Raw genomic sequence first — 16,969 nt, 5'->3', positions numbered from 1 at the left:
GACTACAATTGTCCGTCCTCAAGGATTTGATTGGCGGTACGCTGGTCGTCGGGGGTGGGTTGGAAGCCGGTGTCGGAGTTGATGTCGTTGGCGAGTTGGTCGGCGAGATTGGTTTTGAGGACGTGGTAGTCGGCGTCGTCGAGGAGCTGGTGGCTGGTGGACTCAATGGCTGGCGATGAGGCCTCGGCGTTATCGGGCAAAGCGATGGCCTTGCCGTGCTTAAGGGTGAGCAAGGCCTCGCGTTCTTCAGCGGTCAAGTGGGGCCAGGACCTCTTCAATTGCTCTTTGTCCAGGTGAAGTCCCGAGAGTTGCTCCTCGATGGGCTGCTGGGAGCGCGGCTTCTCTGCCTGTGTCCTCTTATCATGCGAGTTTTCTAACAAGGCTCGGGGTGAACTCTTATTGCTCGATGATGAATAACCATAGGAGAGGAATTCCCATCCAACCATCATCAGCAGAACGGCCACAAGGGTCAGGGTGAACTCTTTCATGAGCCAAGCCCCAGAATGGCGGCGATTTGCCGGATTTGTTGTTCTGAGTAGCCAAGACCGGCCATTGTCGCAACCGGATCGACCGATGCGACGATCTGCTGAAAGTGGCTCAGTGAGCGGATGCCCGTGAGCTCGGTGATCGCCACACTTTGGCAGGCGGCCAGAATCTCAGAGCGGGAAGATCCTTCGATGAATTCATTAAACAAGCAGTTGCGGGTCCTGCTTGAAGTGTCCGGGCCGTCAACCGTGATGCGGGTCGAAAGAACACACTGGTGGAGCCAGGAGTTGTCCTTGCGAGACGCCGTATAGTTGCCTAAGGCAAAGAAGTGACTGTAACAACCGCGATTGACATACTTGGAGGGCCGAGCAAAAGGCAGCACACTGACTTCGGCGACCATGTTGCGACAGGTGGCACGAACAGTCGAGGGTCGTAACTCAATGCTGTGTTGTCGCTCAAGGTTTGCCATCACGGCTGTGCACTCGTCCACAAAACGTTTTTTGAAGACCTTAGGTCTATTGGTTGAACCAGAGATCGAAGCCCTAAAGGTTCTAAACACATCGCGGGTCAATTGGGATTTACTGAGTTTACCCTCAATGGCTTTGGCAAACCACTTGCCCTTTTTGACGTCATCAACTGAGACCTTTAGCTCTTTATCGATTTTCTTCTGGATTTCCTTTTGAACCTGCTTTTGGATCATCTCGGGGATATCGAGGACGCCAAACCATTTGAGCACCTTGGAAGCTAAACTGGCCAGAAAGCCATGAATCTTCACTTTGGTGTCGGTGACCCTGAGGCCCTCAATCGATAATTTGCCGAACTTGGGGTACTCGACTTTGACCAGATCCGTTTTCGGTCGAAGGTTTTCAGGGGAATCCCCTTCCAGAGTTGTTTTGAAGACCCCACAGATCTCACCATTAGTGGCGGTGATTTCACCCGGCTGCACTTTTGAAGTCGAGGTGAACTTGCCTTTGATCGTGACAAACCAGTACTTCTTTTTTTGGTAGCCATCCAGGTGGACGGTCTCGCCAGGAACTTCAAGATGAAGCTCAGGAACATACATACAGGCCAGAGTCCAAAGCGTTTGCCCGCGAGGTTCCATGCGCAGCCAGAAGTTCTTGTCCACTCTTCTGGTCACCCTCACCTCTTGCTTTCCCTTTCGGTCGACAATTGATAGGGTTTTGTCGGATCCCCGCTGGCTGCGGGCAAGCAGCAACTCGAACTCGACATCCTTAGACAGGTTGACTTGCCCATTGTTGATGTTGCGGATCTTGCCTTTTTCTAGTTCAAAGGAAAACAGCACTTTTTTACTGCGATTGACGACGTTGCCAAATGGGACTTCGCCACAGCGATAGCCCGAGGGCGTGTTTTGCTCGATCGTGGCCGACGAACAATCGCGGCCATAGATATCGGCGAATTCTTTCTCGATTTTTTCGCGAATTTCTTTACGGACCGTGGAGAACTTGGTCTCCAAGTACTTATTTTGCTGCCCAAACGCCGAAAAGGATACACCACAAGCAACCACAAGGCCGCACACCTTCTGGACCATATTACACACCTCCGCATTCCCTAAGTCGAATAGCTTGAGCAAGGGTTGAGCCAGCCCTTGCCGCTTATGGCGAAGATGGGTTTCTCAAAATAAGACAGGTGGCCAAAAGCTGGACAGCCTCTGGCGCCACAGATCCTAGGAGGTTAAAGGCCCTTAGGGCTTGCCGTAGAAGCTGAGCTCGTTGCCGGAGTTATCTTTTATATGGAAGGTCCAACCCTCTGGATGGATCTCGTGAAGACCAAAGACATTCAGGCCGTCGCCCTTCCTTTTTTCAAAGAGACCTTTGATTCCATCTTGATTGAAGATCAAAACGCCGTTGGCATCATAGCTTTGCCCATCGGCTTTACCGTGAAGACACAACTTGTGTCCGGCAAAATCAAACTCAGTCCAGTCACTGCTTTCATAAGTTGGCTCTGCGCCATAGGTCTTTTTGTAAAACGAAACGGCATCAGTCATGTTGTCGACGTAATACATGGTCCCATAGGTTGATTTCATGTTAACTCCTCCCGGCAAAGTGAGTTTTGGGGTTTAGCCTCCTCACTAGACCAGATGAGAGGTAAAAAACATGGATCATCTAGTTTTTGGCGTTTTTTCAGCGATCACCTGATCTCGGCATTAATTCACCTGATCGTTCTTCCACAATTGGCCAAGTGATGGAAATCATCAGCCATCTCACAGCGCAGAAAATTTATCTGGATTTCTCACGAAACTTTTTCCGAGTCCTTGGGTTTCTAAATCAGCGCACGTCATATCAGGTCACAAAATAAATCCATAACAACATACAAAGGGGATAACGGATGAAAGCATTTATCTGTTTCGTCACGACGTTTTTATTTTTAGTTTCAGCTCAGGCAGAGTCCAACACCACTGCATGGGCCGGCAAAGGAGTGGCTCTGTCAGCAGACGATGAGCTATTGGCTTCTTACAACGTTCTGCTTATCAAAAAGGATCTTGGACATGGACAAACCATTTCCTATGTCTTTTATGATATCAATCCCAATCAGATCAACGCCACTCGCCAGTTGAGCGATGCCGAGATCGAGAAGAAGGCCACTTGCGTGGTCACGCGCACCTCACCTCACGACTACTTTGTGAACTGCGAAAACGGTGCCGGTAAGGGCAAATGCCTGGGCCGACTATGCCAGGGAATCTTCGCCACTGATGACGGCGACGTCTTTGCCGCCTCCTCGGTCAATGATCCCAACGTGAAGCGTCGGTATTTCACCAAGGTTAAAGGCGAAGGGCCGGTCAAGAGCATCCGCGAGATCCTTGGCCTGTTGCCCTCGGCCTCACCCTCTCCTCAGCCAGCTGAGTAACAAGTCGGTACCAAGTACCTTTTCCGGGTGTCTGATCCCGGAAAAGGTACTTGGGTGAATACTAGATTTTAACGCAACACTTTAATAATAGGAGTGTTGTGAAAAAATTCAAACGAATCTCGCTAGAAGAGAGAGAAGAAATCAGTCGTTTATTGTCGAAAGGCCTGGGGGTTCGAGATATTGCTCAAGAGCTTTCCCGTGCTCCAAGCAGCATTAGCCGAGAGCTCAGGCGCTTCAAGGAGCAGATCAATTACCGGGCAGTTTGGGCAGATAAAGAGGCTCAGCGAGCCTCACGCAGCCGCCGTTTAGGCAAGCGCAAGATATTGAAAAATCAGCGTTTGTTAAGGGTCATTCGGGCTAAGCTCAAGCTTTACTGGTCTCCCGAACAGATTGCCCAGCACTTAGAATCCCGGTATGAGGATGAATCCATGCAGGTCTCCAAAGAAACGATCTATTCCTACATCTACATTCTTCCTCGGGGAGAACTTCGTGCTGAACTGACTAGGTGTCTTAGGCAGGCCCACAAAAAGCGTCGGACCCGAGGGCGAAGCGCGAAAGGGCAAGTATCCAATCTTGAGGACATGATATCAATCGAGGAAAGGCCGTCAGAGGTTGCTGATCGCTCCATACCGGGACACTGGGAGGGAGACATAATCATTGGCGGGCAAAGGGAGCAAACAGCCCTGGGAACTATGGTAGAGCGCACCACGAGAACCACTATCCTTGTCCCCCTGAAAAGCAAGAAAGCCGAGGATGTCAGAAGAGCATTTGCGAAGGAGATCAAGAAGTTACCAAAGGAGCTTCGGCTAACCCTGACATATGATCAAGGACGAGAAATGGCTCAGCATAAACTCTTCACTAAAGAAACCCAAATGAAGGTGTATTTTGCCCACCCACAAAGTCCTTGGGAACGAGGAACTAACGAGAACACTAACGGTTTGATCCGGCAGTTCTTCCCCAAAGGAACTAACTTTACCAACATTACTCGCAAGGAGATCAAACGAGTCCAACGGCTACTCAATGATAGGCCCAGGAAAACCCTGGGGTGGAGAACACCACGCGAAGCTATGGCGGAACTGTTGCGTTAAAACCTTGACCCCGCATTGGTACCTATACACGAATTAAATCGCAGCAGAGGCTGACCATTTCTTCTTCTTTGCTGGGGGCGACGAGTTTGCGGGTGGCGTCCACAAACTCCACCAACATTTGTTGAAGATGATCCATGTCCTCTCGGCTCAGTGTGTACAAGGCGGTGTAGTGGAAATCGCGGCTATAGGGAGTGAGAAGTCCCTGGCTGATCTTTTGCCGCCACAGAGAGTGATTAAGATTATTCAAATAGGAACTCTTGGAAAGGTGAATGGACTTCTTTGTGGACAGCACATACTCACCCTGGGATTCGACCAGGCCCAAACGCTGAAGAACTTGGGCGGCTTCTTCCACAACGGCCATGGGCAGCTGAAGACGCTTGGCTGTGGAGGGCTTGTGCTGAAACTCAGGAATGGTCGACAACATATGAATGGCGGCATAGTGCCAGCTCGAATAGTAAATGGCCGATTCGTCGCCGCGGGTGATGTCCTCTTGCCGATAGCGCTGTGAAAGATCGGCCTGTTCCCGTCTCATACGCTCAAGCTGACTTTTAAAGTAATCCTTCAGCTCATCGTTTCCGGCCCGGGCGAGTTGAACGAGAGCCAGAAAATAATCCCTCTCCATGGGGCTAAACTGCCAGTAGCGACAAAGGCCAATCCCATGCTCCAAGGTCAGATGGGGGCTTGAGTGAAGGACCTGAGAGAGAAAAGACCGCTGGCAGCCGGCTGCCTCGGCCAACTTGGCCCGGTAGCCATAGATTTTGGCATTTTTATCGATGGTTTTCTTGAGATATTCTTTATAGTCTAAATATTTAAAAATACTCATATATCACGCTATTAATTTATAATTATATAACTAATCTGTAAATATATTATAAAAGATTATATTGCGCGTCAATCGTGAGGACGTTAAAACCCCCTCTGAAAGTGATTGGTTGAAATAGTCACCCTTAATTTGGTCTTACTGCCGGCAGACCTGAGACCTCAATTTATTTGGAGTCAGGTAGGATGAAAGCACTTATTGCGGGCCTCGTTGCCCTCCCCATACTTCTCTCAGCAAGCCCCGCCTATGGCTGGGACCTGAAGGATTTTTTTCGCGGCAAAGACGTCAAAGCTAAAATGGGAACTAACCGTTTCCCCAAAGATAAGATCGGCACCTTGGCCGGAGGCATTTCCAGCGGTGGTGGAACCGTGTTTGAAAAACGCCCCGGCGAGCAGCCGGAACTGGTGGACTTCTTATTGGTTAATGATCAGTTCCAATCTCGGTTTGTGCCCAACCTAAAGGGATCGATGATCCCTCAGAACCTGGGCCCCTATGTGGAGAGGCTAGGCTACGATCATGTGAAGCCCGAAGCCCTTAAGGCCTCGGATGAATTCCAGCTGGCCACACAACGAATCAAGACTTGGGAACAAAACTCTCCTGTCCTCACTCGAATGCTCCTTCAGGAAATGGAGACGCTCAGGTTTTCCTACACCAATCGAGATTTGAATTTTAACTGCGTGGACCAGAGACCTATCGTTCTGATGAACGAACTACCTAGTGCTCAGCTCAATGTGGCCTCCATCTTTCATGGCTACTATGGGGCCGTGATTAATGTTGGCGTTTACTCCCGACTGGGAGTTGAATCGCGAGCTGGTATTTTGGTACACGAGACCTTTCGCAAATTGCAGGTTAACTACAAACAAGAGATCAGCAATCAGTCGATTTGGGAAGTCACGGCGGCGTTGATTTTAGGCAGCCCCACCGATGCCAAAGGGCGCCTGGATGAACACCCCGGTCTTGGCCGCTATGTGGAGCTGGAGCGCTACATCCACTATGGCGACATTTTGGTTGCCGAGGTTTGCGCCGAGGCTGCAAAAAAGCCTCACCTTAAGCGAACCAACGATTACTGTAACGGCACAGAAGCAAGGGACTTCAAGGCTCCACCGGAGCAATTCCCTCGCTATTTTGATCCCTATAAACACACTGAGGACAGACGGTCGGCTGAGGAAAAGGCGCGAGATGCAGAAAAACGCCGTATTGATGATCGCCTTCATGACATCTATGCCCGCGCCCAGGCCGACTGGAATTTCTACATGGACTTCCGCCGCCCTGACACCACTGAAGAAGAGAATCTTCGCGAGTCTGCCTACAAGTTTGTGCAATACGTGAATCACGTTCAACTTAAGCGCGCAGTGGATAGCTTTAGTGCCCGCACCCGATTGTTCCAGCAGGCATTTGTGCAACTGGCGCAAATATTTGCCCCGCTCTCCAGCACTGGCGAGACCTATGCACGCGACCGTATCACTGGAACTCTTAAAGCGGAGAAGTGGTCTGACCAAAGAAAGCTTGAGCGCCTGGCTGATCATTTGATCTGTGCTTTGAGCAACGGTTTTGATGCAGCCATGAAGTTGAACTATTGCCCTAAGGGTTCGATACCCACCTTTCAGCAGTACGATGCTGAAATCACGGCCCTCTGTCAGCAGCAGTTCCCCGTCGACAAAGATGGCGGAAAGACATCTGGCTCCCGGTCCCGCTGGGAACAGGAAGAGGAAGATCGCTGGCAGCGCGGTGGTGATCGCTAATCAAGATTGACCCCAATCCCCCGTGAATACCCCTCGGCCAGCCCTTGTCTAATCAGACAAGGGCTGGCACTTTTTTTGCTCCTACCTTTCAGCAAAGATGATCAACTCGAAAGAGAAGGAGCTGGCTATGGCCGGACTGCAAGATCTACACAGGGAGCCTGTGAACATTCCATCCTTGGGACCAGAGTACTGGCGTTGGCTGTCGGCCTTGCTCCTGCTTCTGTTTTTCTTCTCTCTCTTTATTCCCCAGCGAGCCCAGGCCTTCTTGGACATTCCCCTTCCCAAATACGTGAGCCGGGATGGGCTCAAATACCCGGAAGCCCTCATCCGGAAAATCGAGCAAAGCTCGATACCTCCCGGAGCCATCACGCCGCAGATGATTTACCAACTCAATTTCCCCATATATGAATTCAATGAGGGTTCGGCACCTCTGCGGCTTATCATCTCCCCTATGCTCCTTGTTCGTAGTCAGCTTCCCGCCTGCATGGCCGAAGTGCGGATTGATCGTGAGTCGATGCTGGGCGGATTTTTTTGGTCGCAAATGGGCAAGGGCCACCAGGTACTTTACGATACAGATCACTACACGCCTGAAATGAACTTGTTCTTCTCCCAAGCCATGGGCAGTGATATGGGCACCCGGGGCCTGAAGTGCCAAAACGGTAATGCCCAGATGGTTATCAAAAAAGATCCCAAGCGCATCCTTAATTTCCTTTTGCCTTTGGCTGATGAGAAGGGCCGCGCCGAACTTTGGGATGCCTACTATCGAGATCATGGAATTGTCCCCCGCCTTCGTTTGGTCGGCGATCCTCCTGAGCCCCTGGTCATTCAATCTGCTCTTCCCAGCGAACTCAAAGTGGAGTGGACATCCTATAATCCCTTTCAGGCCGGAGTGGAAATCAAGATCCCAGCATGGAGGGATGGCTATCAGCACATCCAGGTGGGCCCTCAAACCAGACTCTGTTACCAAAAACAAATCGATGCCCTCAGTAAGCAGATTCGCAACTTTTTGGCCCGCTCCCTCTGGGCACCCAAGGCCGATGGTACGCCCTATGATTTCTCGGTCAGGATCGACCTAAGCATGTCCGCGAGCTTGGAGGAGCAAGACCAGTTCGTTGAGGGGTTGGATTACATCTACCTGGATGGCTTCGGTGACAAGCCGGCGGAGAGAATCCCCGTGGTGAACTTCAGTCTGGGACCCGGCGGCTGCAGAATCGTCGAAGACCTGGGGTTCCCATTCAATAAAGTGCTCCGGGACCACATAACATCAACAAACTGAAGCCACCTCCTGAGACTCCGTGCTCCATTTCGAGTACTTCTTTCTCGGTGAATTTCTATCTACCCCTGTAAAGAAGTGCAGCCTGCCCCCGTGATTTACAAGCCCCTTGGTTGGTCCTACATACAGCTTGGGATAACAACTGAGGGGGAAAATAATGAAAGCAGTTTGGGCTCTCGTGGCCACAATTGCCCTGGCAAGCTCTGCCTGGGCCAGCGAAGATCTTTGTAAGACTATCCAAAAATCCGAAGGAGAATATCAGGTCCTCCGCAAGGGCAATGTTCTCAACAAATCTAACTGGTACAACTTTGACGTCTTGGTTGGTTTTGATGTGACTGAGTGCCTGGGCACAGTTTCACAAACACTCATTAAAGTGGATGGACAATACCTGTGGGACTTTCACACCACAGATGACAGCTGCGACGGCGGCAACACCTACGGAGTGATTTACTCCTATGATCTTAAAACACCCATTGCCCATGTTTACGATGGCGACCTCTACTGCAAAAGCGAAGGCTGGAGCAAAGACTCGCTGGCTGAAAACTACAAGTGCACCGGTGAGGCCATGAAACTCGCCGAGAGGAAAATGAAGTCCTTTGGCCTGGAGTTTGAAGCGGAAAGCTCATCCGTGGAGCTGCGTGATCCTTACATCTACTCCTATGTTTTTGTGCAGGGAAAGATCAAAAACCGCGACGGCAAGTCTGCGCGGGTAAAGGTCCTGACCAACATCAAGTCCTGTCAGTTTGGTGGCGTGTCGATTGACTACCTGGAGCTTTAAGTAGGTTTGTGATTTGGGTTATAATCCTGTCACCCACTAAAGAAAAAAGCGACGCCTAGGCGTCGCTTTTTTTTGACCCATAAGTAATGAGCCATACTTCTCACGCAATTTTAAATGCGCTGGCAGGTCATGAGCTGATCAATGGGGAAGTTCCCTTGCCCATCGATGACCACCGTACCCTTGATGTCCTGAACCAAATCACTATTGCCATCTAGGCTCATCGTGCCGTTGCCGTTAACCTGACCAATTTTGTTGCCGCCATCAAAAATCAGGCTAAAGAACTCCATGTTCACCTGTGCACCGGCGCAATTGGCGCGGTAGGTGGCTTGCTCTTCAGGGCCGGTGTTGGGCATTTGGTGGGTGTTACCATCAGCAATCAAAACGTCTCCATCAATATTAAAGTGAGTCACGCCATTGACCACAGATTGGCTGACGGTCATGGTCTCGATTTCACCTTCATAGTTGCACTCAAAAGTACCAGACAGATTTGGACAAGCCATTGCCACAGCACTGAGTCCAGCAACCAAAATAGTCATCACTGACTTTGCAAACATAAATCCCCCTTTGGATTATTAATTGGCTTACTTGCCATAGGGAGACAGCACACCCCGAGGGTAAAAAAGTGTCAACAGTGGGTTCCCTGCGTTCTTTTACAAAGTAATGCGATTTTGCCTGTTTTTTTGGCACATTTTGGAGCGCTGTCTCGTTTATCCCTTAGAAGCAAATACGGGGAAAGGGAAAGCTATGCTTAATCAACTATTTGTGCGCCTGATGGTGCGCCTGGTTCTAGTTCTCACAGTTCTCAAGGCAGCCTCCGCCATGGCGGACCCCGTCGGTTTTGGCATTCATTTGGATCGCCGTGAGGACAAACGCGTCGTGGTGTACTCCACCCTCACCTACTCTCTATTTGGTGTTTGGGTTATACCCTTGCCCGGTCTTCCTGTGACATTTGAAGCCGACCACGGCGAACTCACACCGACAGAAGATCTTTACGCTCTCACTGGCGACCCCACCCACAAGGGCATTTACCGCAGCATTTTAACCCCACCCGAGAGGGACGAGTTTGACGATGTGTTTTCTGGTGAGATCCATCTTGTTTCCAAAGTATTTGGTTACACCACTTCAAAGACAGCCCTGATCGTTGATGTTATTGACCCTCGACTAGGACAGCCGGAAAAGCTAGGCGGCCTCATAAACACTCGCGGCATGGAAGACAGTCCTGAGGTCAGTCCAGATGGACGCTTTGTCATCGTGGGCTCTTATAGCCCTATTGATTTCGGCTACTGTGCGGTGAACGGCCACGACTACCAACACCCGGCCTGTAACAGCAACTTTTATGATTTTTCCGGTGTGGAGCGGCCCGGACTTTTTGGTGCGGACCGGATATTAAGTCACACTGAAATTGACCATCGAATTCCATCCCTCAACTATGACCCGAAAACCTCGCCTTTTCCCATTGCAACACCTCCCGTGGCGAGCTTCGGTTTTCGGCTTCAGCCCGACGGCAGCTACGCCGAGCCCTTTGTGATGGGTATTGATGCCGATGGCTACTCCTGGCAGCAGACCTATGGGTTTACCTTTGATTGGACCTTTGGGGACTTCGCGGCGATCTTTTTTTCCTGGAACGAACTAGGGGAGCAACCCGAAACTAATAATGACATCTACGGCGCTCTAGTGCGCCTCGGTCAGGAAGTCAAAATTGGCGAATATCAGGATTCTAAGTTGGTGAATTTTGCTGCCGTTAAGGCCAACATTGATCCTGTTCCAGTTTGCGGCCAACTCGACTGTGAGTTTGGCAACCCTCAAATCACCCCCACTCGAATTTGGTTTGATAACGAGCGCCAATCTGACGATTTATTTTTTGCCGACCGCATTGGCGCCGGATTTGGCCCACCCAAAAGGGTTCCCGTCAGCCAAGTGGACCGCGGGGAGACCATGCCCCATTTCTTTGGCAACACACTTTACTATATGTGCAACACCGGGCTTTGTGCCTCTGACCTGAGCGAAGGGGCCGACCCGGCCCTACTGGAATCTTGGTCGCCAGAAAGGCAAATCATGGCCCCTCTGACTCGGCTTCCTTGGACCATCAATGCCGGTCGCGCCGGAAGGGTTGTGGCTGTGAGTGAACCAAGTTTGGCCACAGTTCGCGAAGGTCAGCAGGAACAGCTTTATCTCTATTTTGGCTACATCACCCAAACCCAATATGGCACTGGGGAAAAAGACTTCGGTGCCGACTGGGCCGTGGGACGTGTACGAATCAGGTAGGTCCATACGGGACGCCCATTGCGAGCCCTTGATCCTTTCGCCCAGAACCTGATCTCCTCCCTATTTGACGCTTTGTTGTTACCAACAAGGCGTCCACTGCATTATGTTTGAATTGGGATGAAGGAACGAATAGATTCATTTCACTCAATTACTCAGAAGGAATCTATGGCACCCGTATCACACTTAGCTGTCACAGTTTTGACCCTGCTTGGGCTTCTTCTCACTCCAGCAACTTCCTTTGCTCAGCTCCCTGACGCTGAAAATAAGGACATTTCGGCGCCTCTTAAGAAGGCCCAAGAGGAGGTGGAGCAGCATAGCCAGGCCATGAGTGATCTGGAAGAGGCGGAAAAAGAGGCCGAATCGGAGCAGTCAGAGGCACGTGAGCGAAAGGTCTTGGCCGAACAAAAGGCCAAAGAGGCTCGGGAGTCAGGGGCTCGCATTCTCAATCAGTATTTGGCAGAACTTGAGGGTTACCGGGAAAATCTGGCACTCATAAAGAAAGAAAAATCCGAGCGCGGCCAGGCTGAGCTCAAACACATTCGCGGATTGATTGATGAGATTCGAGAAATTGATGGCCAGGATCTCAAACAAACTTCACGCCCCTTGAGGGAAAAGTTCTATGTCCGTGCCAACGCCATTTGGCGTGAAATTGTGGATCAAACCCTCTCTGATCTTCTAGAGGCGACGGATGAGGTGGAAGTTCCTGAACTACCTTCCCCACCCGAAGCTTTTAAGACTTCGGGTAATGACGAAAAGGAATTGATTAAAACCATCCTTGAGTCCCAACAACAGGCTGAAAAGGAAAGAGCCGAACTCATTGGCAAAGTGGAAAAACTGCAGAGGTCCGCGCGCGAGATCTCAGTGGGACTTCTGCTTAATGCCGGCCAGGTCCGAGCGGAGACCCTGTCAGCTCGCCTAAAGGCAAATGAGATGTCGGTCTGGCACCTGGACGAAGATTGGCTGAGGGATCTAACCCGCGAGGTACAGATTGTTCCCTACCGGTTTCTGGCTTTCTTTATTGCCAAGTTTTTTGACATGGAAAAGAAGGTCACAGGAGGTCTGCGCGGCTGGGTCGACTTGGCCCGCCAGCTCTTTCTCCTGTTGATTCTCTTAGTTTCACCCTTCTTTCTGTTTAAAAGCTTTACCCGGTTTTCTAAATTTCTCGACAACTGGCGCACCAAGCTTTTCACTCGCAGCTCACTCAATTTTAAGACGCGTACGACATTGGCCTTGTGGATCAACAGACTGAATCCTTACCTCCCCTGGATTTTCGCCCTCATCAGCTTGTGGTTGATCTCGGGACTCCTTAGGTCAACGGACCTGAGAGAGCTGTCGTCTTTTCTTCCTTATTTAGAAATCTATCTCTTCTACCGCATTTTCCGCATGGCCTTAAGTGGCATCATGGGGCGCATCCTCTTGTCGCGAAATTTGGATACGGTGCGAGCCAAACAAAAAGAAGTACAGGCGACTTCCCGGCGCTTGAGTATTTTGTTCTTCTCAGAATGGGCACTTCTACATGCCACTCAAGATATGGTCCGCGAAGCCATCATTTACCATATGGTCTGGGATTTGGTCGTTTACCTAAACCTTCTGCTAATTGCTATTGAGGCTCGCAAGTGGAAAGAGGAACTTCTGGTTGTTTCGGATTCCTGGCTACCCGAGAATGGCAAAAAACTTGTTAACAAGAACACCAGCAGCCTCTTGGACCTCATCATTTGCCCGACTTTATTCACTGGCTCCATCCTCACCATGCTCCTCAATAGCTTTTTCAAATGGTTGGGCCAATTTGACTTGGGTAAGAAAATTAGCTCGGAACTCTTTAAGCGTCGCCTGGAAGATGCCGTGGACGGGGAAGACCACCATTGGGAGAGGCCTTCTGAGGAGTATCTCCACCTGTTTGATGAGGGCTTTGAGGTCGACGATGCGACTCGAGTCTTCCTTAACCGCTCCCCTCTTTCTCAGTGCCGTGAGATTATCAACCGCTGGCTTACAGGAAAGTCAGAGATGGATTCCATCGTTCTCTACGGTAACTTTGGCATTGGTAAGACGGCACTTCTGAAGTCCATCGCCTCCAAAACCAATGAGGAATTGGCCGTTCGCTACCATTGCTTTAACTCAAAGATCACAGACCCTTCTCAATTGTATAAAACTCTCTCCGAACTTCTTGGATTTACCATCCACTCCGAAGAGGACTTCCGAGAAGGTGAAAAGAGTATTGGCAAAACAGTTTTGCTCCTCGATGACATTCACAATCTCTTTCTTAACAAGCTCGGTGGACTGGAGGCCTACAAGGCCCTAATTGACATTGTCAGTATTCAGGCGGAGAACGTTTTTTGGTGCGTATCCATCAACGAAAGGGCCTGGACTCACCTCAAAGGCATTTTTGGTGAGACTCACATCATGGCTGAATATATCGAACTTAAACAGTGGTCGGACTCGGAGATTCAAGACTTAATCATGAAACGCCATCGCAAGTCAGGTTTGCAGCTCAAGTTTGATCGGGTCATCAGTGCCGTACAAAAGACTGACATCATTGATGCTTCAACTGAACTGGAAGCCCAGTTTTTCCGCCTCCTGTGGGGACAGTCGCGAGGCAATCCCAGTACAGCTCAAGAACTTTGGCAGTCGGCCACCCAAAGACGAGGCAACAAAACCATTCGTGTGGGGGTGCCTGAATTTACGCGAGCCCGCACCCTATCTGATGCGACAGAGTCCACTCTCTTGGCCTTCGCCGCCCTTGCCAAACACGAGTCGCTGGCATTTGTGGATCTCATGGAAACTTCAGGAATGGGTAAAAGCGATCTTCAACAGGCTATCAAGTTTGGCGAAGATGGAGGTCTCTTAGATAAAACCCGTGAAGGGCGCTGGCGGATTCACCCCAAGGCTCAATATGTGGTTTGCTCTCACCTGATTGGAAGGAACTTTATCTATGAATGAAGTTGATCTCGACCAAATTGGTCAGTTTGCCTCTCTGTTTCAATCCGAAAAGGTGGGGATGTTTCTTCTGGGCATGGCCTTCTTGGTGGGCTTGGTCAAGCTTCTCAAGTTTATCTCCAAGCCAATTTATGACGCCTTCCCTGCCCGCCGTCTTTTGATCTCGCAAGTTTTAACGGTGTTTAATTTTCTTGCTTACATTTTGGGGACTAGTTTCTTGTTTTTTGCCGTCATTCAGCCGCCGAAGGAACTCATGCTTGCGGCTGGGGGATCGGTGGCCGTCGCTCTCGGCCTGTCACTTAAGGATTTGGTGGCCTCTGTGGTAGCGGGACTGATCTTACTCTTTGACCGCCCCTTTCAGGTGGGTGACCGGGTTTCGTTTAATGGGACTTACGGAGAGATTAAGGCCATTGGTTTGAGAGCGGTCCGCCTCGTCACTCTTGACGACAACCTGGTCACCATTCCCAATAGCCGGTTTATCACGGATGTTGTGGCCAGTGGTAATGCGGGCGAACTGGACATGATGATCGTCACCACTTTCCATTTGGCAGCCGATGCAGATATCAAGAAGGCCCGAGACCTGTTGTTTGAAATTGTTGCTACCAGTCGATTCGCTTTTTTGAAAAAGCCCATTGCCATTGTGGCCAATGAAAATCTGCAAGATGGCCGGCCTGTGGTGAGCCTCATGGCCAAGGCTTACGTGATTGATGTGCAGTTTGAAAAGGCCTTTGAGACCGATATTTATTTGCGGGCGAATCAGGCCTTTCGCGAAGCGGGCATTGAGCGCCCGCGGGCTCGCCTGGAAATGGTTCATCAATAATGGGATTTGTGACCGACGAATCTTAAGCCGTCATACGATTGGCAACCATGCGGTCATAGGCCTCGTAGAGACGGCTTTCTTCGCGAATGATTCGCGTCGACATGGCCCCCATCACCCGACCCAAATCCACAGCGAACTGGATGGCACTCTCGTCACCCTTTTCATATTTGGCGAAGAAGTCAATAATCGCCTGGCTGAGGTTTCCCATCTCCCTGGCAAAACCTTCGGCCACTTCGCGGCCTTCGGCAGAACGGGCCAGGCTTGGGTAGATGTGCTCATCTTCGGTCTTGATATGAGACAAAATAAGATCTTTGGCTTCAAATAAGAGGGCGCGCCCCTCAGGGCTTGAGCCACCCACTTCACGGATTTTCTGGAAGACTTCCTGAATCTTTCTATGCTCACTTTTGAGCTGATTTACTAACGGACTTGGCATGTTTCCCCACTCCCCAAAACGTACAAATATTCAATCTCAGCGATGCCGATCATAGAATAATTCGGTCAACCAGTGATCTAGCTCAAACTTAGCACCTAAGATTTCATAAATTTACAGAGGCCGGGTGAGATCACTTCCACTCAGGATTGCGGTAGGCCACGACACAAAGACCTGACTCCGACCCAACTTGACCCGCAGGTGAATAAGTCTTTGTCCAACCCGGGGGTTGAAAACGAGTGGAGTGTTGAAACAGATAGTAGTGGACAGCATCGGCCGGCATTTCGGGCTCTTGTTTTCCTGACCTAATGTCATTCGCCTGGCGAGAGACCTCATCCCACAGCTGTTTGTCCCTGGGACATAGAAAATGCTTATAAGCAGATTCGGAGTAGATATTTAAAGATGATGCAAATTGGTTGCGCGCAAAGACCACAGAACGGATGTCTCCCTGGCGCTTTTTGACTCGATTCACTATGACTTCAGCAATGGGTGTGACGGCTTTTTGAGAGTCCTCGCCACAACCACCTGCCACCACTTCAGCATAGATCAGCCGCTGAAGGATCTCGTCGTCCGAGATGGCCGCCTTCTCAAACAGTCTCCCGTAGCCATCATACTTGTGAGCACTCTTGCTGTTTGCTTTCTGGACTCTTTTGATTTCAGCTAGATCTTTCTCGTCCTCAAAACACTGAGGCATGGCGGACGCCGTGGATGTTGCCGATCCGCTGACCACCTTCCCCGATCCTGCCGTCTCTGCCGCCACTGCGGACAGAGCCGTAAGCACAAGTATGGCCAAGACAGTCATATGACTCATTTTTTGATGATACCACTGGGGATGGCCAGATTCCAAATTCAGATATCAGATATCTGATATCTGATATCCGAAAATAGAGATCCGCACCCTTTTCAACTCTTCCGGAAGAAAAGGCTGGTCAAAAAGGTCCAGATCCGAGGCGAACGGGATTGAGCGAGTGTAATCGTACTAGATGGTACGTTGGAACGAGCGAAATCCCGTTTAACGATGGAGATGGGCCTTTTTCACCAGCCTTTAGGTGGTGGCGATGACTTTGAATTCAACGGCAATGGGTGTGGGTAGAGCCCCGACCTGGACCGTCGTCCGCGTCGGCCCGATCGAGGCAAAATACTCGGCGTAAACCCGATTAAAGATCTTAAAGTCGTTTTCCATATCGGTAAGAAAGACAGTCACGTCGACTACCTTTTCCAGGGAGCTTCCGGCATCGGCCAGAATGGTCTTAACGTTTTCAATTACCGCCCGAGTTTGCACTTCAATGTCGTGATCCACCACTTTGCCAGCCTGATTAAGCACCACTCCAGGAATGCTCTTTGAGCCCCTTTGCCGGGGACCCACGCCGGACATAAATATGAAATCACCGACTTTGCGGGCGTGGGGATAGGCACCGACGGGCTCGGGCGCTGTGGAACTGTTAATGTGTTCACTCGACATGGGTAT

At 50.4% G+C, this 16,969-nt stretch carries 16 protein-coding genes; 8 read left to right on the top strand and 8 right to left on the bottom strand.

Annotated elements, in window-relative coordinates; translation table 11 throughout:
- Positions 1-2 precede the first annotated feature (2 nt).
- The 3 genes from H6624_02425 to H6624_02415 form a co-directional block, all read right to left on the bottom strand.
- Entirely contained in the window at positions 3-488 is a 486-nt protein-coding gene (locus H6624_02425; GenBank protein ID MCB9083167.1) for a hypothetical protein, read from the bottom strand.
- Positions 485-2,035 carry a hypothetical protein gene (locus tag H6624_02420; protein MCB9083166.1) on the bottom strand — a complete coding sequence of 517 codons (1,551 nt, stop codon included), beginning with the start codon at positions 2,033-2,035 and terminating at the stop codon, positions 485-487. Before H6624_02420 ends, H6624_02425 begins: the two co-directional genes overlap by 4 nt.
- Positions 2,036-2,188: 153 nt before the next feature.
- Entirely contained in the window at positions 2,189-2,530 is a 342-nt protein-coding gene (locus H6624_02415; GenBank protein ID MCB9083165.1) for a hypothetical protein, read from the bottom strand.
- A 302-nt stretch (positions 2,531-2,832) separates the two neighbouring features.
- Between H6624_02415 and H6624_02410 the strand changes: the two genes are divergently transcribed.
- Positions 2,833-3,351: a hypothetical protein gene (locus tag H6624_02410; GenBank protein ID MCB9083164.1), complete on the top strand. Its 519-nt coding sequence runs from the start codon at positions 2,833-2,835 to the stop codon at positions 3,349-3,351.
- 98 nt (positions 3,352-3,449) lie between these two features.
- Entirely contained in the window at positions 3,450-4,439 is a 990-nt protein-coding gene (locus H6624_02405; GenBank protein MCB9083163.1) for an IS30 family transposase, read from the top strand.
- Between the two features lie 22 nt (positions 4,440-4,461).
- Here the strand turns inward: H6624_02405 and H6624_02400 are convergent, their stop codons facing one another.
- Positions 4,462-5,262, bottom strand: coding sequence for a TIGR02147 family protein (locus H6624_02400; protein ID MCB9083162.1), 801 nt, complete (start codon positions 5,260-5,262; stop codon positions 4,462-4,464).
- A gap of 182 nt (positions 5,263-5,444) precedes the next feature.
- Between H6624_02400 and H6624_02395 the strand changes: the two genes are divergently transcribed.
- The 3 genes from H6624_02395 to H6624_02385 all read left to right on the top strand — a co-directional run bounded on the left by H6624_02395 (position 5,445) and on the right by H6624_02385 (position 9,052).
- Entirely contained in the window at positions 5,445-7,001 is a 1,557-nt protein-coding gene (locus H6624_02395; protein ID MCB9083161.1) for a hypothetical protein, read from the top strand.
- Between the two features lie 127 nt (positions 7,002-7,128).
- Positions 7,129-8,277 carry a hypothetical protein gene (locus H6624_02390; protein ID MCB9083160.1) on the top strand — a complete coding sequence of 383 codons (1,149 nt, stop codon included), beginning with the start codon at positions 7,129-7,131 and terminating at the stop codon, positions 8,275-8,277.
- A gap of 154 nt (positions 8,278-8,431) precedes the next feature.
- Complete coding sequence (locus H6624_02385; protein MCB9083159.1) at positions 8,432-9,052, top strand: hypothetical protein; 621 nt, start codon at positions 8,432-8,434, stop codon at positions 9,050-9,052.
- Between the two features lie 110 nt (positions 9,053-9,162).
- On the opposite strand, the gene H6624_02380 is transcribed toward H6624_02385, so the two are convergent.
- Positions 9,163-9,606 (bottom strand): hypothetical protein, encoded by a 444-nt coding sequence (locus H6624_02380; GenBank protein ID MCB9083158.1) that lies wholly within the window; start codon positions 9,604-9,606, stop codon positions 9,163-9,165.
- A 190-nt stretch (positions 9,607-9,796) separates the two neighbouring features.
- Here H6624_02380 and H6624_02375 point away from each other — a divergent pair, with 190 nt between their 5' ends.
- The 3 genes from H6624_02375 to H6624_02365 all read left to right on the top strand — a co-directional run bounded on the left by H6624_02375 (position 9,797) and on the right by H6624_02365 (position 15,071).
- Positions 9,797-11,317 carry a hypothetical protein gene (locus H6624_02375; protein ID MCB9083157.1) on the top strand — a complete coding sequence of 507 codons (1,521 nt, stop codon included), beginning with the start codon at positions 9,797-9,799 and terminating at the stop codon, positions 11,315-11,317.
- Positions 11,318-11,482: 165 nt separating this feature from the next.
- Positions 11,483-14,254 carry an AAA family ATPase gene (locus H6624_02370; protein MCB9083156.1) on the top strand — a complete coding sequence of 924 codons (2,772 nt, stop codon included), beginning with the start codon at positions 11,483-11,485 and terminating at the stop codon, positions 14,252-14,254.
- Positions 14,247-15,071, top strand: a complete 825-nt coding sequence (locus tag H6624_02365) for a mechanosensitive ion channel (protein ID MCB9083155.1) — start codon at positions 14,247-14,249, stop codon at positions 15,069-15,071. Before H6624_02370 ends, H6624_02365 begins: the two co-directional genes overlap by 8 nt.
- Positions 15,072-15,093: 22 nt before the next feature.
- Here H6624_02365 and H6624_02360 read toward each other — a convergent pair whose 3' ends face one another.
- The 3 genes from H6624_02360 to H6624_02350 all read right to left on the bottom strand — a co-directional run bounded on the left by H6624_02360 (position 15,094) and on the right by H6624_02350 (position 16,963).
- Positions 15,094-15,504, bottom strand: a complete 411-nt coding sequence (locus tag H6624_02360) for a hemerythrin domain-containing protein (protein ID MCB9083154.1) — start codon at positions 15,502-15,504, stop codon at positions 15,094-15,096.
- Between the two features lie 130 nt (positions 15,505-15,634).
- A complete protein-coding gene (locus H6624_02355) occupies positions 15,635-16,312 on the bottom strand; it encodes a cell wall hydrolase (protein MCB9083153.1) in 678 nt (225 codons plus the stop codon).
- Positions 16,313-16,546: 234 nt separating this feature from the next.
- Positions 16,547-16,963 carry a RidA family protein gene (locus H6624_02350; GenBank protein MCB9083152.1) on the bottom strand — a complete coding sequence of 139 codons (417 nt, stop codon included), beginning with the start codon at positions 16,961-16,963 and terminating at the stop codon, positions 16,547-16,549.
- Positions 16,964-16,969: the final 6 nt, after the last annotated feature.

The organism is Pseudobdellovibrionaceae bacterium, assembly GCA_020635075.1.
Lineage (GTDB): Bacteria > Bdellovibrionota > Bdellovibrionia > Bdellovibrionales > UBA1609 > JADZEO01.
The sequence above is the reverse complement of the archived record's forward strand: the minus strand, read 5'-3'. Positions and strand labels throughout refer to the sequence as shown.